Annotated in this window: 26 protein-coding genes; 13 read left to right on the top strand and 13 right to left on the bottom strand. The window is 73.1% G+C overall.

What is annotated here, in order from left to right; genetic code table 11:
• The first annotated feature begins 9 nt into the window (after positions 1 to 9).
• Both ACLJQZ_RS34200 and ACLJQZ_RS34195 read left to right on the top strand, forming a co-directional pair.
• Positions 10 to 1,692 carry an ABC transporter substrate-binding protein gene (locus tag ACLJQZ_RS34200; protein ID WP_410624038.1) on the top strand — a complete coding sequence of 561 codons (1,683 nt, stop codon included), beginning with the start codon at positions 10 to 12 and terminating at the stop codon, positions 1,690 to 1,692.
• The gene (locus tag ACLJQZ_RS34195; RefSeq protein ID WP_410624036.1) at positions 1,689 to 3,398 is read left to right on the top strand and encodes a dipeptide ABC transporter ATP-binding protein; all 1,710 of its coding nucleotides are present in this window, start codon (positions 1,689 to 1,691) and stop codon (positions 3,396 to 3,398) included. Before ACLJQZ_RS34200 ends, ACLJQZ_RS34195 begins: the two co-directional genes overlap by 4 nt.
• Here ACLJQZ_RS34195 and ACLJQZ_RS34190 read toward each other — a convergent pair.
• Together ACLJQZ_RS34190 and ACLJQZ_RS34185 are read right to left on the bottom strand one after the other, a co-directional pair.
• On the bottom strand, positions 3,390 to 4,661 hold the full coding sequence (locus ACLJQZ_RS34190) for an LLM class flavin-dependent oxidoreductase (RefSeq protein ID WP_410624034.1): 1,272 nt from the start codon (positions 4,659 to 4,661) through the stop codon (positions 3,390 to 3,392). The genes ACLJQZ_RS34195 and ACLJQZ_RS34190 overlap by 9 nt on opposite strands.
• Complete coding sequence (locus tag ACLJQZ_RS34185; protein WP_410624032.1) at positions 4,658 to 5,647, bottom strand: LLM class flavin-dependent oxidoreductase; 990 nt, start codon at positions 5,645 to 5,647, stop codon at positions 4,658 to 4,660. The genes ACLJQZ_RS34190 and ACLJQZ_RS34185 overlap by 4 nt, the downstream gene beginning before the upstream one ends.
• Positions 5,648 to 5,791: 144 nt before the next feature.
• Between ACLJQZ_RS34185 and ACLJQZ_RS34180 the strand changes: the two genes are divergently transcribed.
• Together ACLJQZ_RS34180 and ACLJQZ_RS34175 are read left to right on the top strand one after the other, a co-directional pair.
• Entirely contained in the window at positions 5,792 to 5,971 is a 180-nt protein-coding gene (locus tag ACLJQZ_RS34180) for a hypothetical protein (RefSeq protein WP_247050215.1), read from the top strand.
• Positions 5,972 to 6,021: 50 nt separating this feature from the next.
• Positions 6,022 to 6,144 carry a hypothetical protein gene (locus tag ACLJQZ_RS34175; RefSeq protein ID WP_410624030.1) on the top strand — a complete coding sequence of 41 codons (123 nt, stop codon included), beginning with the start codon at positions 6,022 to 6,024 and terminating at the stop codon, positions 6,142 to 6,144.
• 115 nt (positions 6,145 to 6,259) lie between these two features.
• Here ACLJQZ_RS34175 and ACLJQZ_RS34170 read toward each other — a convergent pair whose 3' ends face one another.
• The 3 genes from ACLJQZ_RS34170 to ACLJQZ_RS34160 form a co-directional block, all read right to left on the bottom strand.
• On the bottom strand, positions 6,260 to 7,711 hold the full coding sequence (locus ACLJQZ_RS34170; protein WP_410624028.1) for an MFS transporter: 1,452 nt from the start codon (positions 7,709 to 7,711) through the stop codon (positions 6,260 to 6,262).
• Complete coding sequence (locus ACLJQZ_RS34165) at positions 7,708 to 8,181, bottom strand: MarR family winged helix-turn-helix transcriptional regulator (RefSeq protein ID WP_410624026.1); 474 nt, start codon at positions 8,179 to 8,181, stop codon at positions 7,708 to 7,710. The genes ACLJQZ_RS34170 and ACLJQZ_RS34165 overlap by 4 nt, the downstream gene beginning before the upstream one ends.
• A gap of 61 nt (positions 8,182 to 8,242) precedes the next feature.
• Positions 8,243 to 9,385, bottom strand: a complete 1,143-nt coding sequence (locus ACLJQZ_RS34160) for an AI-2E family transporter (RefSeq protein WP_410624024.1) — start codon at positions 9,383 to 9,385, stop codon at positions 8,243 to 8,245.
• A gap of 195 nt (positions 9,386 to 9,580) precedes the next feature.
• On the opposite strand from ACLJQZ_RS34160, the gene ACLJQZ_RS34155 reads away from it, so the two are divergent.
• The gene (locus tag ACLJQZ_RS34155) at positions 9,581 to 10,576 is read left to right on the top strand and encodes an iron-containing redox enzyme family protein (protein WP_410624022.1); all 996 of its coding nucleotides are present in this window, start codon (positions 9,581 to 9,583) and stop codon (positions 10,574 to 10,576) included.
• Between the two features lie 5 nt (positions 10,577 to 10,581).
• On the opposite strand, the gene ACLJQZ_RS34150 is transcribed toward ACLJQZ_RS34155, so the two are convergent.
• Positions 10,582 to 10,782, bottom strand: a complete 201-nt coding sequence (locus ACLJQZ_RS34150) for a CDGSH iron-sulfur domain-containing protein (RefSeq protein WP_410624021.1) — start codon at positions 10,780 to 10,782, stop codon at positions 10,582 to 10,584.
• A 47-nt stretch (positions 10,783 to 10,829) separates the two neighbouring features.
• Between ACLJQZ_RS34150 and ACLJQZ_RS34145 the strand changes: the two genes are divergently transcribed.
• Positions 10,830 to 11,981, top strand: a complete 1,152-nt coding sequence (locus tag ACLJQZ_RS34145) for a glutamate--cysteine ligase (protein WP_410624019.1) — start codon at positions 10,830 to 10,832, stop codon at positions 11,979 to 11,981.
• Positions 11,982 to 12,026: 45 nt separating this feature from the next.
• On the opposite strand, the gene ACLJQZ_RS34140 is transcribed toward ACLJQZ_RS34145, so the two are convergent.
• Complete coding sequence (locus ACLJQZ_RS34140; RefSeq protein ID WP_410624017.1) at positions 12,027 to 12,293, bottom strand: hypothetical protein; 267 nt, start codon at positions 12,291 to 12,293, stop codon at positions 12,027 to 12,029.
• A gap of 268 nt (positions 12,294 to 12,561) precedes the next feature.
• On the opposite strand from ACLJQZ_RS34140, the gene ACLJQZ_RS34135 reads away from it, so the two are divergent.
• Both ACLJQZ_RS34135 and ACLJQZ_RS34130 read left to right on the top strand, forming a co-directional pair.
• Positions 12,562 to 12,903, top strand: coding sequence for an HPF/RaiA family ribosome-associated protein (locus tag ACLJQZ_RS34135; protein WP_410624015.1), 342 nt, complete (start codon positions 12,562 to 12,564; stop codon positions 12,901 to 12,903).
• A 146-nt stretch (positions 12,904 to 13,049) separates the two neighbouring features.
• Positions 13,050 to 13,574, top strand: a complete 525-nt coding sequence (locus tag ACLJQZ_RS34130; protein ID WP_410624013.1) for an STAS domain-containing protein — start codon at positions 13,050 to 13,052, stop codon at positions 13,572 to 13,574.
• 6 nt (positions 13,575 to 13,580) lie between these two features.
• Here the strand turns inward: ACLJQZ_RS34130 and ACLJQZ_RS34125 are convergent, their stop codons facing one another.
• Both ACLJQZ_RS34125 and ACLJQZ_RS34120 read right to left on the bottom strand, forming a co-directional pair.
• The gene (locus tag ACLJQZ_RS34125; RefSeq protein WP_410624011.1) at positions 13,581 to 13,823 is read right to left on the bottom strand and encodes a hypothetical protein; all 243 of its coding nucleotides are present in this window, start codon (positions 13,821 to 13,823) and stop codon (positions 13,581 to 13,583) included.
• A 140-nt stretch (positions 13,824 to 13,963) separates the two neighbouring features.
• Complete coding sequence (locus ACLJQZ_RS34120) at positions 13,964 to 14,296, bottom strand: hypothetical protein (RefSeq protein WP_410624009.1); 333 nt, start codon at positions 14,294 to 14,296, stop codon at positions 13,964 to 13,966.
• Between the two features lie 305 nt (positions 14,297 to 14,601).
• Between ACLJQZ_RS34120 and ACLJQZ_RS34115 the strand changes: the two genes are divergently transcribed.
• The 4 genes from ACLJQZ_RS34115 (at position 14,602) to ACLJQZ_RS34100 (ending at position 17,796) form a co-directional block, all read left to right on the top strand.
• Positions 14,602 to 15,225, top strand: coding sequence for a hypothetical protein (locus ACLJQZ_RS34115; RefSeq protein ID WP_410624007.1), 624 nt, complete (start codon positions 14,602 to 14,604; stop codon positions 15,223 to 15,225).
• A 95-nt stretch (positions 15,226 to 15,320) separates the two neighbouring features.
• Positions 15,321 to 16,046 carry a GAF and ANTAR domain-containing protein gene (locus ACLJQZ_RS34110; RefSeq protein ID WP_410624005.1) on the top strand — a complete coding sequence of 242 codons (726 nt, stop codon included), beginning with the start codon at positions 15,321 to 15,323 and terminating at the stop codon, positions 16,044 to 16,046.
• Between the two features lie 42 nt (positions 16,047 to 16,088).
• A complete protein-coding gene (locus ACLJQZ_RS34105) occupies positions 16,089 to 16,835 on the top strand; it encodes a GAF and ANTAR domain-containing protein (RefSeq protein WP_410624003.1) in 747 nt (248 codons plus the stop codon).
• 304 nt (positions 16,836 to 17,139) lie between these two features.
• Positions 17,140 to 17,796 (top strand): phosphoribosyltransferase, encoded by a 657-nt coding sequence (locus ACLJQZ_RS34100; protein WP_410624001.1) that lies wholly within the window; start codon positions 17,140 to 17,142, stop codon positions 17,794 to 17,796.
• Between the two features lie 15 nt (positions 17,797 to 17,811).
• Here ACLJQZ_RS34100 and ACLJQZ_RS34095 read toward each other — a convergent pair whose 3' ends face one another.
• Complete coding sequence (locus ACLJQZ_RS34095) at positions 17,812 to 18,456, bottom strand: hypothetical protein (protein WP_410623999.1); 645 nt, start codon at positions 18,454 to 18,456, stop codon at positions 17,812 to 17,814.
• An 18-nt stretch (positions 18,457 to 18,474) separates the two neighbouring features.
• Here ACLJQZ_RS34095 and ACLJQZ_RS34090 point away from each other — a divergent pair, with 18 nt between their 5' ends.
• Positions 18,475 to 18,651, top strand: coding sequence for a hypothetical protein (locus tag ACLJQZ_RS34090; protein WP_328649286.1), 177 nt, complete (start codon positions 18,475 to 18,477; stop codon positions 18,649 to 18,651).
• A 4-nt stretch (positions 18,652 to 18,655) separates the two neighbouring features.
• On the opposite strand, the gene ACLJQZ_RS34085 is transcribed toward ACLJQZ_RS34090, so the two are convergent.
• The 3 genes from ACLJQZ_RS34085 to ACLJQZ_RS34075 form a co-directional block, all read right to left on the bottom strand.
• Complete coding sequence (locus ACLJQZ_RS34085) at positions 18,656 to 18,796, bottom strand: hypothetical protein (RefSeq protein WP_326948432.1); 141 nt, start codon at positions 18,794 to 18,796, stop codon at positions 18,656 to 18,658.
• On the bottom strand, positions 18,793 to 19,293 hold the full coding sequence (locus ACLJQZ_RS34080; protein WP_410623997.1) for a GNAT family N-acetyltransferase: 501 nt from the start codon (positions 19,291 to 19,293) through the stop codon (positions 18,793 to 18,795). Before ACLJQZ_RS34080 ends, ACLJQZ_RS34085 begins: the two co-directional genes overlap by 4 nt.
• Positions 19,294 to 19,428: 135 nt before the next feature.
• The gene (locus tag ACLJQZ_RS34075) at positions 19,429 to 20,277 is read right to left on the bottom strand and encodes a slipin family protein (protein WP_410623995.1); all 849 of its coding nucleotides are present in this window, start codon (positions 20,275 to 20,277) and stop codon (positions 19,429 to 19,431) included.
• Positions 20,278 to 20,281 lie beyond the last annotated feature (4 nt).

The raw sequence follows: 20,281 nt of genomic DNA, 5'->3' as shown, positions 1-20,281 counted from the left end.
GGGGAAACGATGAAACGGGGACACTGGCTCAAGTCGGCCGCAGGGGTGACGGCCGCCGTCATGCTGCTGACGGCATGCGGGGCCAACGACACGCCCGCCGCGCAAGGCGGTTCCGTCAAGCCGGGCGGGAACCTGGTCCTGCTCAACGACGCGCCGTCGATCACCTGGGACCCGGCGAAGAGCTCCAACCTCGTGGTGACCACGCTCGGGCTGGTCCACCGGCGGCTGACGTCGTGGGACGTCGCGCCGGGCAAGGACACCACGGTCGTGCCGGACCTGGCCACCGACACCGGGCGCGCCAGCGACGGCGGCAAGACGTGGACGTTCACCCTCAAGGACGGCCTGAAGTACAGCGACGGCACGCCGATCAAGTCCGAGGACGTCAAGTGGGGCCTCGAGCGCTCGTTCGCGCCCGCGTTTTCCGGTGGCCTGTCCTACCACAAGGACCTGCTTTCGCCGGGCCTGGCGTACAAGGGCCCGTTCGACGGCGGCAAGGAGCTGGACTCCATCCAGACGCCCGACGCCAAGACGATCGTCTTCCACCTCGCCCGCGCGTACGGCGACTGGAACTGGGTCGCCAGCACCCCGGCGTTCTCGCCGGTGCCGAAGGGCAAGGGCGCCGAGGCGAACTACGGTGACCACTCGATCGCGTCCGGCCCGTACCAGATCCAGAGCTACGAGCGCGGCAAGTCCGCGAAGCTGGTCCGCAACCCGAACTGGGACCGCGCGACCGACCCGACGCGCAAGGCGAACGCCGACACCGTCGACTTCGAGCTCGGGCAGGACACCAGCGTCATCTCCAAGCGCCTGATCGACGACACCGGCAAGGACCGCAACGCCTTCGGCATGTCGTTCGCCTCGCCGGCCCAGCTGGCGCAGATCCAGGGCAGCCCGTCGGCCAAGGCGCGTCTCGTCACGTCGGAATCCGGGGCGCTGTCGTACCTTTCGCTCAACACCCAGCGCGGCAAGCTGGTGGACCCGAAGGTGCGCCAGGCGTTCCAGTACGCCGTCGACAAGGCCGCCTACCAGGTGGCCAGCGCGGGCAACGCCCAGCTCGCCGGCGACGTCGCCACGACGCTGATCACGCCCGGCCTGCAGGGCCGCGAACAGTACGACCTCTACCCGGCACCGCCCTCCGGTGACCCGGCGAAGGCCAAGCAGCTGATCGCGGACGCGGGCCTGCCCAACGGGCTCGACGGCCTGGTTCTCGCCACGCACAACGAGAACGGTTACCCGGAGAAGGCCGCGGCGATCCAGGCCTCGCTGGCGCGGGCCGGCATCAAGGTGACGATCAAGCCGCTCGACGAGGACACCTACACGTCCGAAGTGGACACCAAGGGCCTGTCGGACTACGACCTGACGCTCACCTCGTGGCAGCCGGACATCCCGTCGGCCAACGCGAACATCCAGCCGCTGTTCCAGTCGACCGAGATCGGCAACGGCGGGTACAACGAGTCGCGCTACAGCAACCCCGACGTCGACCGGCTGATCGCCGAGGCGCAGGCCACCATCGACCCGGCCGAGGCCGGCAAGAAGTGGGCGGCGCTGGACAAGAAGATCCTCGCCGACTCGCCGGTGGTCCCGTTGCTCTACAACCGCAACTCGTTCCTGCACGGGTCGAACGTCGGCGACGTCGAGATCGGCAAGTTCCCGGCCTACGTCGACTACCGCAAGTTCGGGATCGTCCAGTGACCGGAGCCGGGCTCCTCAGGCTGCACGACGTGGCGGTCTCCTTCGGGGACGTCGAAGCCGTCCGCGGGGTCGGCTACGAGGTCCGTGCGGGCGAAGTCGTCGCGGTGGTCGGGGAGTCCGGCTCGGGCAAGACGGTCACCGCGATGTCCCTGCTCGGCCTGCTCCCGCCCACGGCGAAGGTGTCCGGGCGCGCGGAGCTGGCCGGGCGGGACCTCTACGCCATGGCCCCGGCCGAGCTGCGGGAGGTCCGCGGCGGGGACGTCGGCATGGTGTTCCAGGAACCGATGAGCGCGCTCAACCCGGTGTTCACCATCGGCGACCAGCTCGTCGAGGCGATCCGCACGCACCAGCCGATCCCGCCGGCGGCGGCTCGTGAACACGCCATCGAGCTGTTCGGCCTGGTCGGGCTGCCCGCGCCCCGCGAGCGGTTCCGCTCCTACCCGCACGAGCTGTCCGGCGGGCAGCTGCAGCGCGTCGTCATCGCCATGGCGGTGGCCAACGACCCGAAGCTGCTGATCGCCGACGAGCCGACCACGGCCCTGGACGTCACCGTCCAAGCCGAGATCCTCGAGCTGCTGCGGGACCTGCGCTCCCGGCTCGGCACGGCGATCCTGCTCATCACGCACGACATGGGCGTGGTCGCCGACCTCGCCGACCGCGTCGTGGTGATGCACGACGGCGTCGTCGTCGAGCAAGGTGACGTCCGGACGGTCTTCACCGCGCCCGCCGAGGCCTACACGCGGCAGCTGCTCGGCTCGGTCGTCTCGCTCAGCACCGCGGCGACGACCGGCCTCCAGCGGGCGCTGGCGGCCGACATCGAGGTCTCGCCGGGACACGTCGCGGCGGCCGAACACCCGGCGGTGGCGTCGGTCCCGGACGTCCCGGCCGAAGCACCGTTGCTGCGCGTGGAAGATCTCGCCGTCACCTACCGCGGCCGGTTCCGGGCGATGGCCGTCCACGCCGCCGAAGGCGTGAGCCTGCACGTCGAGCCGGGGGAGGTCCTCGGCCTGGTCGGCGAGTCCGGTTCGGGGAAGAGCACGGTCGCCCGCGCCGTCACCGGCCTGCTCGCGCCGACGGCGGGCTCGGTCCGCATCGGCGACGTCGACATCACCCGGGCGCGCGGCCGGGCGGCGAAGGCGTTGCGGCGGCGCATCGGCGTCGTGTTCCAGGACCCGCTGTCCTCGCTCAACCCGCGCACGACGGTGGGGGAGAGCGTCGCGACGCCGTTGCGGCTGCACAAGGCGGTTCGTTCGTCCGAAGTGGACGGACGGGTGGCCGAGCTGCTGTCGGCGGTCCAGCTGTCGCCGACCCTGCGCACGCGCTACCCGCACGAGCTTTCGGGCGGCCAGCGGCAGCGCGCCTGCATCGCGCGGGCCCTGGCGCTGCGCCCGGACCTGCTGGTCGCCGACGAGCCGACGAGCGCCCTCGACGTCACCATCCAGGCCCGGATCCTGGACCTGCTGCGCGAGCTGCGGCACGAGTTCGGGTTCGCGTGCCTGTTCATCAGCCACGACCTCGCGGTGATCGAGCAGCTGGCCGACCGGGTCGCGGTGATGCACCGCGGCCACGTCGTCGAGCAGGGCCCGACCAAGGAGGTCCTGACGGCACCGGCACACGCGTACACACGCCGGCTGCTGTCGGCGGCCCCGGTGGCCGACCCGGAGGCGCAACGGTTGCGGCGAGAAGCCTGGCGGCAGCTACGTTAGGTCCAGGTGCTCCCGCAGCGTCGTCCCTTCGTACTCCGTGCGGTACACGCCGCGGTCCTGCAGTTCCGGGACCAGCCGGTCGACGATGTCGTCCAGGGCGGCCGGGACCAGGTGGGGGCTGATGTTGAAGCCGTCGACCGCGCGGGTGCGGACGTAGCGCGCCCATTCGTCGGCGATCTGGCCCGGCGTGCCGACGAAGCCGTGCTGGCGCGGCTGGACCTCCAGGACGAGCTGGTGGATGGACAGCTTCTTCGCCTCGGCCAGCTCGCGCCACTGCCGGATCCGGTCGAGCTTGCCGGTGCGGTCGGCGATCGAGATCGTGCCGCGGGACGGGTCCAGCTCACCGTCGATCGGCTCGACGTCGGGGAGCGGGCCGTGCGGGTCGTAGGCCGAGAGGTCCCGGCCCCAGTACTGCTCCAGGAACGCGACCGCGCGCTGCGGGGAGATCTGCCGGCGCCGGATGTCCTCCGCGCGCTCCGCCGCGTCCGCCGGGGTGTCGCCCAGGACGACCGTGGCCCCGGGCAGGATCCGGACGGCGTCGGCAGGGCGGCCGTGGCGGGCGAGCCGGGCGCGCAGGTCCTCGGCGTAGGCGAGCGCCTTGTCGTAGGCGGTGTTGGCCGAAAAGACGACGTCCGCGTACTTCGCCGCGAGTTCCCGCCCGCCCGCGGAATCCCCGGCCTGGAACAGCACCGGCCGGCCCTGCGGGCTCGGCGGCACGGTCGGCGTCGCCCGCAGGCCGACGAGGTCCGTGTGCCGGGCGACCGGGCCGGTCGCCGACCACAGCGCGAGGGCCGCTTCGACGAACTGTTCCGCCCGCTCGTACCGTCGTTCGTGGTCGAGCCAGCCGCCGCGGCGGAAGTTGGCGCCGGTCCAGGCGTTGTCCGTGGTGACGATGTTCCAGCCCGCCCGGCCGCCGGACAGGTAGTCCAATGTGGACAGCCGGCGGGCGAGGTCGGCCGGGAAGTTGTACGTCGTGTTCTGCGTCGCCACCAGGCCGATCCGGCTCGTCGCCGCGGCGAGCGCGCTCAGCTGGGTGATCGCGTCCGGGCGGCCGGCGACGTCCAGCGCGTGCACCCGGCCGCGGTTCTCCCGCACCCGCAGGCCTTCGCCGAGGAAGAAGGCGTCGAACAGGCCCCGCTCCAGGGTCCGCGCGACCGAAACGTACGTCTCGATCGCGGTGTGGTCCGCGTTCGACGGGTCGTCCCACAGGAACTGCGGGCCGACGCCGGTGTAGAACACCCCGAGGTGCAGCCGGGCGCTCATGCGGCACCCGCCGCGAACATGCTCGCCGGGCGCGGCAGGCCGAGCGACGTGCGCAGCGTCGCCCCGGGTTCCGGGGGGACGAGCAGATTGTCCTTGCGCAAAGCCGGAAGCATCTCCTCGATCAGCACGGGCAGGCCGTGGACGCCCGCGTGCAGCCGGACGCCGTCGACGCTCGTGGCCAGCCAGCCCAGCAGCTCCGTCAGGCCGGCCGCGGATCCGGTGTAGCGCAGCCGATCGTGCGGCCGGCGGCCGGCGGGCACGTCGGTGTCGAGGAGGACCTCCACCTCGGCGAAGACGAGCGGCGCGCCGGACTCGCGGGCCCGCTGGGCGCGGCGCCGGACGTCTTCGAGTCCCGTGCCACCGATCAGCACGACGTCGGGGCGCACCGCCTCCGCCAGGTCGCCGGGCGCGAGCACGACCGGCTGCCCCTGCGGCGGCCGCGGTGTGATCAGCGGGCCCTTGACCGAAAACGTGGCGCCGGTGAAGTCGACGTGGTGCACCCGGTCCGGGTCGAGGTAGCGGCCGGTCGTGACGTCCTTGACGACGGCGTCGTCATCCCAGGAATCCCACAGCCGCCGCACGGCTTCGACGATGTCGGTGGCTTCGCGGTGCAGCACGGCCGGGTCGAGCTTGCTGCCGCCGATCGTGGCGAGGGCTTCGGCGGAGCCGTCCGCGGCGACGATCCAGGCGGCGCGGCCGTGGGAAGCGTGGTCGAGACTCGCGAGCTGGGCGGCCAGGTGGAACGGCTCGGCCGTCGTGACGTTCGACGTCGCCGCGAGCCCGACCCGGTCGGTCAGGGTCGAGACGTAGGCGGCGCGGCCGGTGGCGTCGAGCCGGAAACCGCCGGCGGGCGGGAGCGGCGAGTCGTCGAAGGTGACCAGCGAGAAGCCGCTGGATTCGGCGGCGGTGACGGCGTCGGCCAGTGCTCGCGGAGACACCCGCGCGCCGTCGCCGTCGAGTTCCACCGCGAGGTGCAGGCTGGTCATGAACCCCCCCTTTTCGTTCCCTTCCAGAGGTATCCGCTCCGGTTCCCGCCCGCACGCGCGTTCAGGATGTGGACGGTCTGTCCGGCGCCCGCTGCCGCGCCGACAATGACCCGCATCCGGCTTGCCGGCGGGAAAGGGGTGGCCATGCGCATCCTCCGGGCCTTCGCGAGGGCCTTCACCGCGTTCGGCTGGGTGCTGACACCCCCGGCCGGGCCGTACGACCTCGGCACCGTCGTCCCGCTCCCACGCCCGGACGCCGACGTGCCGAGGGTGCCGCTGAGCGCGCGGGAACGCGAAACGTTCTGGAGGATCGTGGCAAGCTGAGGGCAACGCGATCGACGACGAAGCGGTGGGAAACGACCGAGGCGCCGGAAATGCCCCTGCACACGCGGCGGGTCCGGTTCGATCCGGTCCCGGAGCTCGCGCGGGTGCGCGACGGCGACGGCATCACGGCGTGCACCACTGCCTCGGCGCGCCGCTCGCGCGGATGGAGCTGAAGATCGCGTTCCCCGCACTGCTGCGGCGGTTCCCGGAGCTGGCGCTCGCCGTGCCCTACGAGGAGATCGGGGTTCCGGGCGTTCCACGTCGTCTACGGACTGCACGAACTGCCCGTCACCTGGTGAGCGGACCGGCCGGTGCTTCCGCGACCGGCTCGGCGGGCAGGTCGACGTCGTCGGGGCGGGCTCGGCGGGGGAAGAGCGGGGAGATCAGCAGGAACAGCCCGATGACCACCGCCTGGACCACGAGGGCGTCGCGGAAGCTTTCGGTTACCCGGCCGGCGACGGCGCAGGCGAAGAACACCGTGCTGAACACCGCGACGCCGACCGAGCCGCCGATCGACTGGACCGCCGACAGCACGCCGGAGGCGGAACCGACCTCGTCGTCGGCGACCGCGCCGAGGACGGTGTTGAACACCGCCGCGATCACGATGCCCGCGCCGATTCCGGTGACGACGCTGCCGGGCACGATCCGCCAGATCGTGAAGGCGCCGTCGCCGGCCAGTGCGAACCACAGCCAGGCGACCCCGGCCAGCTGGACGACCGCCCCGGCCTGCAGGACGCGCCGGCCGAGCTTGGCCGCGAGCAGCCCGCCGCTGATGCCGCCGCCGACGGCGGTGCCCAGCGCGATCGGGAGGTTGCCCAGCCCGGCCTGCCCGGCGGTGAAGCCCTCGCCGAGCTGCAGGAAGAACGTCAGCACCAGCTGGGTGCCGATCAGCCCGCCGAAGAACAGCGCGATCGCGACCAGCCCGACGGTGAAAGCGGACTTCCCGAACAGCGTCGGGGTGACCAGGGGAGTGCGGTCCCGGCGCACGATCCGGCGTTGCCACAGGGCGAACGTGACGTAGCCGAGCGCCGCGGCGGCCAGGGAAAGCCACGTCCACAGTGGCCACCCCGACGACTGGCCCTCGTTGAGCGGCAGGACCAGCAGAGCGGAGGCGCCGGCGACGAGCGCGGCCCCGGCGACGTCCACCCGCAGGCCCCGGGTCCGTTCGCCGTGGGGCACCAGCCGCCGGGCCAGCACGAACGCCGCGAGCCCGATCGGCACGTTGACCAGGAACACCAGCCGCCAGCCGAGGCCGAACAGGTCCCAGTCGACGAGCGCGCCGCCCAGCACCGGGCCCAGCACACCGCCGAGCCCGAGCACCGGGCCGAAGACGGCGAGGGCCTTGGTCAGGTCGCGGGGCGTGAGGTTGTCCCGCAGGATCCCCAGTCCCTGCGGCAGCATCATCGCCCCGGCGACGCCCTGGATCAGCCGGAAGGTGATCAGCAGCCCGATGCTCGGCGCGAGCGCGCACAGCAGCGACGCGAGCGCGAAGGCCGCGAGGCCGACGAGGAACATCGGCCGCCGGCCGTACCGGTCGCCGAGCCGCCCGCCGAGGACGAGCCCGGCGCCGAGTGTCAGGGCGTACCCGCCGATCACCCACTGCAGCCCGACCGGGCTCGCCCCGAGGGAGCGTTCCAGCGCCGGGCCCGCCACGTTGACGATCGTCGAGTCGAGCAGGTCCATCAGCTCGACGACGAGGACCGTGGCCAGCAGGCACCACATCGTCTTCTTTTCGGTCATGCGGTGCTCCCGAGGGCATCGGCGGTCCCGGTGTAGATCCGTACGACACCGGCGAGGAAGTTCTCGACGACCTCTCGTTCGCCGGGGCTCAGCGCCCCGACGAGGCCCTCGACGCCGCTGAGCAGCGGGTGCAGGTGGCCGAAGATCCGCGTCATCGACTCCGGCACCGGCTCGACGAGCACCTTGCGGCGGTCGGTGGCGTGCGGGCGGCGGGTGATGTGCCCGGCCTGCTCGAGCCGGTCCACGATGTGCGTGCTCGCCGCGGTCGAGACCCGCAGCCGGTCCGCGAGCTCCTTCGCGGTCAAGGGACCTTCGCTGGTGAGGTGCTCCATCGCCGCGAGGTCCGTCGGGTTGACGCCCAGGGCGCCGCTGAGACGTTTCTCGATGACGCGGGTCAGCGTGCCCACCACTTGGAGGCGCTCCATCACCGCGTTGCCCACGCCCGGGGCGTCGACGTGCCAGGAAGTCATGACAAGAAGACTACTGAAGAAGTTACTAACTAGATTAGCGAAATACTGTGGTCCTCGACACTCACGCCCGGTCCAGCCGGGGGTAGAGCACCTCGCGCAGGAGCAGCAGGACCGCCGCGGCGACCGGGATCGCGACGAGCGCGCCGACGACCCCCAGCAGCGCGCCGCCCAGGATCACCGCGACCACCGTGACCAGGGCCGGGATCTTCACCGCGCCGCCGATGATGCGGGGCACCAGCAGGTAGTCCTCCACCAGCCGGTAGACGACGAAGAAGACGATCGTGGCGAGGCAGACCGGCAGGGACACCGTCAGGGCGACCAGGCTGACCAGGACGCCGCCGACGACGGAACCGACCACCGGGATGAGGTCGAGGATGGCGACGGTGATGGCCAGCAGCGCGGGGTACGGGACGTCGAAGATCAGCAGCCAGACCAAGGAGAGCACGCCCGCGATGACCGAGATCGCCAGGTTGCCGAGCACGTAGCCGCCGACCTTGGTGAAGATCGCGTCCCCGATGAGGATGGCCCGCGGCCGCCGCGAGCGCGGCAGCAGCCGGTACGCGCCGGCGCGGATGCGGGGCAGGTCCACGACGAAGTACACCGTCAGCACCACCAGGATCAGGATGTTCGTCAACGCGCTGAACACGGCCTGGCCGGCACCCAGCAGCCCGCTGGGCAAGGCCGACCCGCCGATCAGGCCTTCGAGCTGCTGCTGCAGGTGGAACCGCTCGTTGAGCCGCCCCAGCAGCGTGCTGTGGTCCTGGGCGTCACGCAGGTACGCGGGCGCCTTGGCGATGAGCTGGCCGGCCTGCTCGACCAGGACCGGGATCGCGGCGGTGAGGAAGCCGCCGACGGCGAGCAGTGCGACGACGAACACCGTCGTGACGGCGAGCCAGCGCGGGAAGCGGTGCCGGGTCAGCCACGCGACGGCGGGTTCGAGCCCGATCGCGAGGAACAGGGCTAGGCCGACGAGGACCAGGACGTCCTGGAGGCCGACGACGATCTGCACGAGCCCGTAGGTGACGGCGACGCCGGCGGCCGCCGCCATGCCGATCAGGAACGGCGAGCGCCGGTTGAGCGGCTTCCCCCTGGCCCCCAACGGTTCCTCGAGGGTGCTGAGCTCGGCGGCGGTCGCTTCGTCGGCGGCGAAACCGTCGGGCGTCCGGGAATCTTCCAGGGGGATCTGTTCTTCGGGGGAGGGCAAGACAACCTCCTGGGTATCCGCCACCGAGGGCGGTGAACCGGCGCGTCCCGCCGGAGGCTGTCGGCTCAACCGGTTCCCATCCAACCACGCCGGGACCCGGCCCGCGACGGTCGCGCTCAGCTCGGTGCCCCGCCGAGGCGTGGGGTGCGCGATCACGGGGTATCCGAAGATTTCCTGAACCTGTCTGGAGGTCCGATGCGCCTGCCCGCCACCCGGGGGCCCGTCAGCGAGGAGGTCGTCCGCCTCCTGCGCGGCGCGACCCCGGCCGAGGACCCCGACCACGGGCCCGCACAGCCGGCCGTGCACGACGAGGACCTGCAGCTGTCCCTGTGGATCTGTTACGAGCTCGGCTACCGCGGCTTCGACGACCTCGAACCGGACCAGGACGGCGGGCTCGCGCTCTACGCCCTCCGGAAAGACCTCGAAAGACGGTGGCTGGCCGGGCTGACCGACCTCGTCGCGCCGGTCGCCACCGACCCGGCCGACGTCCCGCGGGCGCTGGCCCGGCTGGTCGCCGCCGACGACGGCCCGCCGCTGGCGAAGTTCCTGCAGCGCAAGGCATCCGCCGCGCAGTTCGGCGAGTTCGTCGCGCACCGGTCGGTGTACCACCTCAAGGAGGCCGACCCGCACAGCTGGGCCATCCCGCGCCTGAGCGGGCGGGCGAAGGCCGCGCTGGTCGAGATCCAGGCCGACGAGTACGGCGGCGGGCGCGTGGAACGCATGCATTCGGAACTGTTCCGCACGACCATGCGGTCACTGGGGCTGGACGACACCTACGGTCACTTCGTCGACGACGTGCCGGCCGTCACGCTGGCGGTGAGCAACCTGATGTCCCTGTTCGGGATGAACCGGCGCTGGCTCGGCGCCGCGCTCGGGCACCTCGCGGCGTTCGAGATGACGTCGTCGCTGCCGAACCGCCGCTACGGCAACGGGTTGCGCCGCCTCGGGGGTGACCCGGTGGCGACCAGGTTCTTCGACGAGCACGTCGAGGCCGACGCCGTGCACGAGCAGATCGCGGCCCACGACCTTTGCGGCGGCTATGTCGCGGAGCACCCGGAGGCCGCCGGGGACGTCCTGTTCGGGGCCGCGTGCGCGCTGGCGGTGGAGGCCGAGTTCGGGGCGCGGCTGCTGGACCGCTGGGCGGCCGGGTCCCCGAGCCTGCGCACCCGCGCGCTCTCCGGTGCGGCGTGACGCCGTCACTGCCCGCGGCCGCGGACCTTGTGCGTCCCGTCGCAGAACGGTTTCACGGCCGAGCGGCCGCACCGGCACAGGGCGACGACGGTGCCGCCGGGGCGCAGGACTTCGCCGTCCTGGGACCGGATCTCGACGTCGCCGCGGACCAGCAGCGGCCCGTCTTCGTAGGGCGTGATGGTCGCCGGTGCGGGCTGGTGTTCCATCGGCGGCGGGTACCCCGGCGCGCCGGAGCCCAACCGGCGGGCGCCCGATGACCGCCCGCGGTCCGGGCACCACGATCGGCGTCGAAGAGGAGTTCCTGGTCGTCGACACGGGGTCGCGGCGTCCCGTGCCGAAGGCGGCCGCGGTGCTCGCCCGGCTGGACGGCGACGCCGGCGGGATCAAGCCGGAGCTCTACGAGTCCCAGGTCGAAGCGGTCACCCCGGTGCTGACGAGCCTGGCCGACGTGGCCCGGTCACTGGTCACGAACCGCGCGTCGCTCGCGCGCGTGGCGGCGGCGGAAGGGGTGGCCGCGGTCGGCGTCGGCACCCCGGTCCTGGCCGGGCCGCTGCCCGTGCTGTCCACCGGCGACGACCGGTACCGGCTCGTCGCCCGGACCTACCAGGGAGCGTTCGCGGACTACGAGGCCTGCGGCTGTCACGTCCACGTCGGCGTGCCCGGCGACGACCTGGCCGTCGCGGTGGTCGACCACCTCCGCCCGTGGCTGCCGACGTTGCTGGCGCTGTCGGCGAACTCGCCGTTCCACCACGGCCGCGACACCGGGTACGCGAGCTGGCGGACGATCGACCAGGCCCGGTTCCCCGGCGGCGGGGTGCCACCGCGTTTCGGCGATTTCGCCGGTTACGAGCGGTGCCTGGACCAGCTCGTCGACTGCGGTATCCTGGTCGACGAGCGCATGACGTTCTGGGCGGCCCGGCCCTCACCGCGGTACGCGACGGTCGAGGTCCGGGTCGCCGACGTCGCGGCGTCGCCGGACGGAGCGCTGCTGCAGGCCGCCCTCGTCCGCGGCCTGGTCCGCGCCGCGCTCGACGACCTCTCCCACGGCCGCGAAGCCCCGGAGATCGACGGCCAGCTCGCCGCCGGCGCCCTGTGGTCGGCCGCCCGCTACGGCATCCACGGGCCCGGCATCGACACGATCGGCGGCCGCCGGGTGCCCGCCCGCACCCTGCTGGCGGCCCTGGTGCGCCGGGTCCGCCCGGCGCTGGAGGACACCGGGGACGTCCTGGCGGTCGACGCGCTGCTGCCCCCGGTGCTGGCCGGCGGTGCCGCTCGGCAACGCGCGACCGCGGCCGCCGGTGGCCTCACCGCCGTCGTCGACGAGCTGGCGGGCGTGCTGACGGAACCGGTGACCGGTCCGGCGGCGGGGGAGCGGAGCGCGGAGCACGCCCCGGTTCCCCTGTGACGGCCGACGTTCCGCACAGTCCACAAGGGACAGTGTGGCCGCCGGTCAGCCGGCCGGGCCGGAGACGTCGAGGATGTCCCGCTGCTCGATCCAGCTCACCGCGTACGCGGGCCCGTCGTCGGCGATCACCGGGACGACGATGGTGCCGGCGGGCCGGTACCGGGGCCGGCCGGCGAGGGTTCCGGTTCGGGGCGACGCCGGATCCGTACCCGAGTAGGTGACTCGCCACCGGCCGACGCTGTATGCGATCTGCCGCCGCGGCCGATGGCCTGGGCCGGTGGCCGCGCTCGTCGGCGGGATTCCTGGTGTCATCGTGTTTTCCTCGCTTTCCGGTGCACCCACGCGAGCGTGGGGCGACTGCGGAGCCGAGGTCCGGGGCAGCCCCGCAAGTCTAGGCAGCGCTGCTCCGCCGGGCGGAAAGGTCCCCCGATCGAGTTAGTCTCCCGGGTGGTGTCCGGATCTTCGTACACGCCGGGAAAAGGTTCCTTCGCCTCCCGATCCGGGGACCTGTGACCCTGGGCGCCGCCGGGTCCGGCGCGCACGATGAACCGAGAGCGGCAAGCCGTCGAGAGGACACCACATGCTGATCCGGATCAGCACGGACCGGACCGTGCACGGCGGCGAAGAGCTGAACCGGTACTTCGAATCGGAGCTCGCGACGAGGCTGTCGCGGTTCAGCGGCCACCTCACCCGGCTGGAAGTCCACTTCGGCGAGGAAACCGCCGCCGACGACGGTCTCGGCCACCGGTGCCTGATCGAAGCCCGGCCGGAGGGACGACGCCCGGTGGCCGTCAGCCACCACGCCGCTTCGGCCGCGGAGGCCTGCCGGGGCGCCGCGCACAAGCTCGAGAGCGTGCTCGAAACCGCGTACGGCCGAGTGGAGCACCACAAGGGCGGCGACTCCATCCGCCACCACGACTGACCGTCCTCAATGGACTCTTCCGCGCCCGGTCGCGGGGTATGATTCAGCCGTACAAGCGCCGGAGCGCCCAGTCCCCGCCTCGCGACGAACAACCCACCGAAGGCGGCCGCGGTGAGCACCGGTGCGGCCGGTCAGGAGCTCCGATCGTGAAACTCAACGTCTTCGACTTCCCCCGCCCTCGCCGTCCGCTGCCGGAATCCGCACCGGCGTCGCCGCCGGTCCCCGGAAACCGTGGCCACCGCGAAGGACACGGCGTCATCCATGCGGTCTTCACCGCTTCCGGTGGCGGTGAGCCGCCGGTGCCGCGTTACCACGACCTGGCGATCACCGTGGAGCGGTCCGGCTGGACGTTGGTCGTCGCCGTGGTCGGCGACGTCGACCTCAGCACCGCGCCCATGCTCCGGCACGCCCTCGACGAGGCCCTTGACCGGACACCGCGACGGGTCGTCGTGGACCTGTCCCTCGTCCGGTTCCTGAACACCGCCGGGCTGGAGGTGCTGCTCGACGCGCACCACCGGGCCGGGCCGGGCACCGACCTGCGGCTGGTGGCCACGACCCGCGCGACGTGGCGGCCCTTGGAACTCACCAGGATGCACGAGCTCCTGGTCGTCCACGCGTCCCGGGCGGCGGCGATCGCGGCGCCGCGGCGGCCGGGCGAAGGCGTCCGCTGACCCGCGTCACCGCCTCCTCGGCTGTGCGGTGTGCGGCCGCCGGCCGGGGAGGTGCGGTGGTTCCGTCGCCTGCGCCGGGACGTCCACCGCGGGAAGGCCGTCGGCGGGGCTGAGGCCGAGGACGGCGAGCAGCAGCCCGCAGTCGGCGGCGTCGTGCGCCTTCGACGCGACCACGCGGGTGGCCCGGCGCCGTTGCCCGTCGTCGAGGGTGAACGGATCCGCGGTCATCGCGTCCGGTGTTCCTGCCATTGCGGGCCCCTTCGGTCGGCCACGTGGGTGCGTGCCGCCGGGGGCCGGGGCGGTGCCGGGCCGCCGGCTGTGCACCGGCACCCGGACCCGCCAATGTAGTCCTCCGCGCGGGCGGGCTGGGGTGGCGAACGGGTGGGAGCTCAGTTCCGGGCCCGGTCGGCGGGGCCGGGCGGGTGCGCGTCGAGGATGTCGGCGGCCCGGACCAGGCTGACCGGCGTGTCGGTGGCGGAGCCCTGCGGGCGGACCGGCACCCAGGTGGTGCTGGTGTGCTCGTCGCGCAGGCTGCGCCCGGCGACGGTCCCGAGCCGCTCGTGCCACACCGGTGTCGCGCACGAGACGGACCGCGCGCGGCCCACGCGGCCGCGGAACCGGTAGCGGACGTGCCAGCCGAGCGGGTAGCCACCGCCGTGACGCGTGGGCCAGGCCCGGTGCGCGCTCCCCGCCGGGTGCGGATCGGTCTGCTCGTCGTCCACCGGTGCCCTCTTTCACTCCCGGTGCGCGAGCGGCGCACCGTCATCGGACGCCGGGGTCCGGGGCGCGGTTCTTCCCAGCGTAGGGGCGGCGGCGCCGATGGGGTTCGGCCAGCCGAGTGGTTCACCGCCCGGGGGCCGTCGTCGTCGTGGCCGGCCGTCGCGGGGTGGGCCACTCGGCCCGTTTTCCCGCTGCTCCAGGGGCTATAGTGAGGTCGACGCCCCGGACCTCGGCATCGTGGTTTCCGCGGCGCGGGCCCGCCGGCCCGCGCCCGATCCGAACGGCGAGGCGCACCATGGTGGCACGCGTGGCAGGGGTGGTCCTGCTCGTCCCGGTCTGCGTCCTGGCCGTGATCGGCGTGGCGCACACCTCGGCGGACGCCCTGATCGGCTGGAGCCTGGTGGGGCTCGGCGCCGGGATTCTCGTGGCGGTCGGCGCACCCCGGCTGCGGCGGGGCCGCCAGATCGGGTCGCACGGGCCCGACCTGCCGCTGGGCGTGGCCGCCGCGGCCACGTTCGTCACGGTGTGCCTGGTGATCGCCGGGATGCTGGCCGCGTTCGGCGGCGGCCTCGCGACGGCCGCGCTGCTCCTGTTCGCGGTCTCCGGGCTGTGGGCCGGGAACCACCACCGGCCACGGGCGCGCGCGACGCCGGTCGCGAACCCGCACGACGTCCTCGCGGCGGTCACGCTCCCCGCGTCGTCGACGCTGGTCGCCGACATGGGCACGGAGGAGCTGTGCGTGGCCTGGCGGCGCAGTTACTACCAGCTGGTCCTGGCCACCGACGAGCCGGCGCGCCGCCTGGTCGTGCAACGGCGCCAGGAGTTCCTCGACGAGATCGAGCGCCGTGACGGCCGCGGCTTCCGCCGCTGGCTCGACAGCGGCGCCCGCGCCGGCGGCGATCCCGGCCCGTACCTGACCACCCGAAGCTGACCGGACCATCCTCAGTGGACATACGCACGGAAAGGACGCCATGCCGCACCCGGACGGCGCGCCTTCGACGGCCGTGGCGCCGCGGCTGGTGCGCGGTGGCTGAGGTCGAGGTGCTGCGCGCCGGGGTGCTCGCCGCGTTGCGGGAGCACGGCAGCGGTTCCGGGGTCGACGTCGTCGGCCGGGTGTGCCGGGCCTGCGTGCGGCTGCTGCCGGTCGACGGCGCCGCCGTGTCGGTGACCGTCGACGCCGGGCACCGGGAAGTCGTCTACGCCAGTGACGCCGTGAGCGCCGCGTTGGCGGAACTGCAGTTTTCCCTCGGCGAGGGGCCGTGTTTCGAGGCGTACGCCGTCGGCGGGCCGGTCCTGGTGCCGGATCTCGCGGCCGGGCTGCCGCCCGCGTGGCCGACGTTCGCCGCCGAGGCCGGGACGCACCCGGTGGCCGCGCTGTTCACCTTCCCGGTGCAGATCGGGGCCGTCCGGGTGGCGACCCTCGACACCTACCGCGCGACCCCGGGTTCGCTGCTGCCCGGCGAACTGTCGACGGCCCTGCAGGTCGCCGACGTCGCCGCGCTCGCCTTGTCGGGGCTGCAGGCCGGTGGCGACCGCTGGCTCGACGGGGACGGCCGGTGGATGGCGGGGGCGGGGATGCGCTACCGGGAGGTGCACCAGGCCACCGGCATGCTCATCGCGTACTTCGACCTGCCCGCTTCCGCGGCGCTGGCCCGGCTGCGGTCGTACGCGTTCGGGCACAGCCGCTCCCTGCTCGACGTCGCCGCCGACGTCGTGACCGGGCGGCTGGGATTGGACGGGGAGTTCCGGTGAGGAGCACCCTGGTGACCGCCGGCATACGAGGAGATGGTGGAGATGCCCGACCGTGAACGGCAGGTGATCCGGGCGTTCGTCGCGCTGGCCGACACGCTGGTCGACGACTACGACGTCGCGGATCTGTTGCACACGATGGTGGTGGAATGCGTGGAGCTGCTCGACATCACGGCCGCGGGGCTGACGCTCGTGGACGAGCGCGGCGGCCTGCAGGTGCTCGCGTCGTCCACCGAGCAGGCGCGCCTGCTCGAACTGTTCCAGCTCAACATCGACGAAGGACCGTGCGTCGACTGCTTCACCGGCAGCGCGCCGGTGCTGGTGGCCGACGTCGCCGCGCAGGCGTCGCGCTGGCCGCGGTTCGCCGAAGAGGCGGCCCGGGAGGGCTTCGCGTCCGTGCACGCGCTGCCCCTGCGGCTGCGCAAGCAGACGATCGGGGCCCTGAACCTGTTCGGGCCCCGGCCGGGCGAGCTGTCGGCGGACGACGTGGCGCTGGCGCAGGGGATGGCCGACACCGCGACCATCGGCATCCTGCACGAACGCGCCCTGCGCCAGGGCGAGATCCTGTCCGAGCAGCTGCAGACCGCGTTGAACAGCCGGGTGATCATCGAACAGGCGAAAGGGGTGCTCGCCATCAGCGGGCAGCTGAGCATGGACGCGGCGTTCTCGGCCCTGCGCGGTTACGCCCGCCGCAACAACCGCCGGCTCAGCGACGTCGCCCGGGCTTTGGCCGACCACGACCTCGACCCGCGGGTCGTGCTGGCCCCGGCGAGGGCGGATCATCATCGCTGACCGGCTCTTCGTCACCGGGCGGCGGCAGCGGCGGTTCGAGGAACAGGCCGCCGTACCGCTCGTCCTGGGGCTTGACGAGCGCGCCCGGGCGGACGGGCTCGTCGGGGCTGTGACTGTCCATTGTGGAACCTTCCGGGCCGGTTCACCGGCCGGGGCCGGGGCTGGGAGCCGAGGACGGCACGGGCTCGACCACCCGCGCACGAGGTGCTCTCGGACGCCACCCACGCTACACGGCACCGGCGGTCCTCGCCCCGCGTCGCGGGCCGCCGGGTGATGCCGAGGACAGTCTTCGATGGGAGTGGCCATGCGGTTCCGTGATCGCCGGGAGGCCGGCGAACGACTGGCGCTCCGGCTGCGCCCGCTGCGCGGGCACCCGGCCGTGGTCCTCGGCCTGTCCGCGGGCGGGCTGGTGGTCGGTGGCGAGATCGCCGACGTTCTCGGCGCGCCCCTGGACATCCTGCTGACGCGCCGGATCGAGTACGACGGCCCGCCGGCGACCACGCTCGGCGCGGTCGGCGAGGGCGGCCTGCTCGTCTCGGACCACGACGCCATCAAGCGGTTCGACGTCACCGCCGGCGAGCTGGCCCGCCTGGCCGCCGGCGCGCGGTCCGAGCTGGCCCGGCAGGTCGCCGTCTACCGCCAGACCGGAGCCCCGGCCCCGATCGCCGGCCGCACGGTCGTCCTCGCCGACGACGGCGCCGCCACCGGCACGACCGCCCACACGGCGATCCGCGTCCTGCGCGCCCGCCAGGCCGGCCGCATCGTGCTGGCCGTCCCGGTCGCCCCGGCCCGCGTCCTCGACCGGCTCGCCCGGGAGGTGGACCAGGTGGTCTGCCTCCGTTCGCCGACGTGGGTGCACGCGGTGCGCAACAGCTACCGGAAGTTCGGCGCGGTGGCCGAGACGGAGGCGTTGGCGCTGTTGCACCGCGAACCCCGCCTGCCGACGGAAGTTCCGCGGTAAGTCCACAAGGGACGGTCAGCCCGGGAGGCGCACCGCGATCTCGTCGCCCAGTTCGGCGCCGTCGGCCAGTTCCAGCTGGTCGCCGCTCCAGAAACGGCCCGGGTCGTACCAGTTGGGGCGGCGGCCCTTGGGCAACAGGCCCATGGCCTCGTACGTGACGGCGACGATCTCCGCGCAGTACCCCGACTCGAGGTCGACCTCCCGCGGCTCCCGGCCCTCCCGCTTCCAGGACGGCACCCGGCCGCCCAGCCAGCGGGACGCGAGGCGCGCCGTCGAGGGGAACGGCGTGCCGTCGAGGCGGGCGACCGTGCGCAGGGCCGCGTCCTCCATCGCCGCGGTGACCGGGTGGACGAGCTGGCGCAGCCAGACCCGCTGGTGGTACTTCTCCGCCCACACCTGCACCGCCCGGCTCAGGTCGTGCAGCTGGGCACCCCGCTGGTGCGTGCCCGACCAGACGTCGGGCAGCGACCGGCCCAGCTCCGCGTGCCACATCAGCGGCGGCAGGTCCTCGATCACCACGGCCATGCCGACGTGGTTGACCGGGCTGTTGGTGACCACGCGGATGGTGCGGTCGGCCGCCGACCGGCCGCGGAACAACCACAGGTCGCCGGTGCGTGTCACGGCTACTGCTTCGTCGAGATCCAGCTCGGTGCCCGGCACGGGCAGTAGCCTAGGCCGATGCGCTGGTGGAAGACAGTGGGCCTGGCCGGGCTCGTCGGAGTGGCCGCGACCGGAGTGGTCGTCGCACGGCAGGAGCGCCGGCGGCGCGCCTACACCCCGGACGAGATCCGCGAACGACTGCACGCACGCCTCGATGGCCCTGATGCCACTCCGGAGGCCCCCAAGACCGACTGACGGGCTACGCGTCGGCCGGCTCCTCCTTGGCGGGGATCCGGCCGCCTTCGACTTCCCAGCGCTGCACGGCCGCGACGTCGGACGGTGACGTCTCGGCGGTGTCGTCGTCGCGGTGCGCGGCGGCCACCGGCGGGCCCGGCTTCACGCCGGGGCTCCCGGCCGTGAGGCGTCGGCGCCGGGCCGGCACGGGATGCCCAGGGCCGCGAAGACGCCGAGCAGCTTCGCGTTCTCCGCGCCGACGTCGACGACGAGGGCGCGGACGCCTTCGTGCTCCGCCGCGACGACGAGCTGTTCGAGCAGCAGGGTCGCCACGCCGAGCGCCCGCGCGCCGCCGTCGACGACCAGGACGACCGCCGCCTCGGCGGAGTCGGCCAGGATGTCGTAGCGGGCGACGCCGGCCAGCCGGGAGTGCAGGAAGCAGCCCATCGCGGTGTGCCCGACCCCGGCGTTGCGGGACAGCTGCGCCGCGAGGTCGGTCAGCCCGGTCTCGCCGAGGCCGAAGAACCGGAGGTGCCGGTCGCGGCCGGCGAGCCGGGCCCGCAGCGCGAGGACCGCCGCGGCGTCGGCGGCTTCCAGCTTGCGCACCCAGGCGATCTCGCCGTCGGGGAGCAGGGCGCGCGCCGGTGGGGTCGCGGTGGTCATGGCGTCTCCTCTCGGGCCGGCCCGAGGTACCGCTCGGCTTCCCGGCCCTGTGTGCGGATCGGTCGGAATGGCCCGGGTCCACAGTGTCCTGTCCTTTTCGCACAGAACACCGCGGAGTCCGGGGGCCGGCCGCGATCAGTTCCCGTCGGCCCGTGCGCCGTTCACGGCGGCCGGGGGCGGCACGATCGCGGCGGTGACGGCCGGGTTCGGCCGGCTCGCGGCGGCGGTTTCGCGGGCCAGGAAGGCCCCGAGCTCACCGATGGTGCTCATCAGCGGAGCGGGGAAGACGACGGTCGTGTTCTTGTCCACGCCGATCTCCACCAGGCTCTGCAGGTTGCGCAGCTGCAACGCGAGCGGGTGCGCCATCATCGTGTCCGACGCCTCGCCGAGGGCCGCCGCGGCCTGGGACTCGCCTTCGGCGCTGATGATCTTGGCGCGCTTCTCGCGTTCCGCTTCGGCCTGCCGGGCCATGGCCCGTTTCATCGTGTCCGGCAGCTGGATGTCCTTCAGCTCCACCAAAGTCACTTCCACGCCCCAGTCCAGCGTGGTGACGTCGAGGATGCTCCGGATGTCGACGTTGATGCTGTCGGTCTCGGACAGGGTCTCGTCCAGCGTGTGCCGGCCGACGACCTTCCGCAGCGTCGTCTGGGCGATCTGGTCGATCGCGGCGTAGACGTTCTCGATCGCGACGACGGACTTCACCGCGTCCCGCACCCGGAAGTAGGCGACGGCGGACACGTCCACGCTCACATTGTCCCGGGTGATGATGCCCTGGGACTGGATCGGCATGGTGATGATCCGCAACGGCACGCGACGCAGGACGTCGATGACCGGGATGATCAGCCGCAACCCCGGTTCGCGCACGCCCAGCACCCGGCCGAGCCGGAACAGGACGCCCTGTTCGTACTGCTTGACGATCCGCACCGAGGAAGCCAGCAGTATCAGCACGACGACGACGATGACGACGATCACGAGAACGTTCATGGTG

Source organism: Amycolatopsis sp. cmx-8-4, assembly GCF_046548675.1.
In the GTDB taxonomy this organism is placed as follows: domain Bacteria; phylum Actinomycetota; class Actinomycetes; order Mycobacteriales; family Pseudonocardiaceae; genus Amycolatopsis.
Note: the sequence above shows the minus strand (reverse complement) of the source record. Positions and strands in the feature narration are given on the sequence as shown.